Source organism: Arcicella rigui (assembly GCF_034929435.1).
Classification (GTDB): Bacteria; Bacteroidota; Bacteroidia; order Cytophagales; family Spirosomataceae; genus Arcicella; species Arcicella rigui.
Map to the genome: position 1 here is coordinate 1 of NZ_JAYFUM010000043.1, position 919 is coordinate 919.

Sequence of the window (919 nt, forward strand, 5' to 3'; positions counted from 1 at the left end):
GAAGTCATCTTGACTTTTTAATTTTCTTAATTGCCATGATAATAAAAGCTATAAAGTTAAATCCCATCCAACTTGAAAGAGTTGTATCAAATCGATTTAACAAAGACCTATAACTATCTATTCATGCGTTAGTTCTTTCAATAGAATATCTCTCTTTATAGAGTTCTTCATCAATTATGCGAGACCAATTATCGTCAGTGGAGTTCCTTTTATTAGTGGCTATATTGGCGATAATTTGTTTTTGATGACATAATTGATGTAAGTTTTCTGCGTCAAAACCTGCGTCTGCATTCATAAATAGTCCATCAACTGAAATAGTAGCATCCTCCAACATCGTAGTGAGTTCTTCAAATGTCTGCTCAATGTTAAATAAATCATTGTGATTGCCTGAAACTGGTGTTGACATAGCTAATACAAGTCCTTGTTTATCAGTTAAGTAAAGAGCATTAGTTGTTTTTCGCTTCCTTCTGCCTTGATAAGCAACTTCTTCGCCACCTCGAGTACATGAAGAATGGCTTCCATCTAAATTTACCATTGAAAGGTCGAAAGAAGACTTATACTTTTTCAATAGTTCTATCCAACACTTTTTCCAAATACCTTCCTTACACCAACGACGATAATGTCCAAAAACAGTTTTGTAGTTAAGAACATGTGTGCTGAATAAACTATCGACAGGTAATAAATGCCATTGAATGCCGGTCTTGAGCTTATAAAGGATGCAGTTAATGATTTCACAAGTCGGGGCTTGGGGCTTAAACCCCCGTTTTCTTACAGGTAAATGACAAATTATTTCTGATTCTATTATATCTTTGCTGAGTACGTAGTACATAAAAAGGTTGCTTTGGTATGGTTCGCAAAACAAATATCAGCAACCTTTTTTATTTTTAAGCAATACTGTCAAAAAAGTCAAGATGACTTC

1 pseudogene is annotated in these 919 nt (G+C 34.4%); it reads right to left on the bottom strand.

The annotated features are described in order from the left end of the window. Window positions 1-4: 4 nt before the first annotated feature. Window positions 5-829 (bottom strand): annotated as a pseudogene (locus VB248_RS22535) (IS5 family transposase). Window positions 830-919 lie beyond the last annotated feature (90 nt).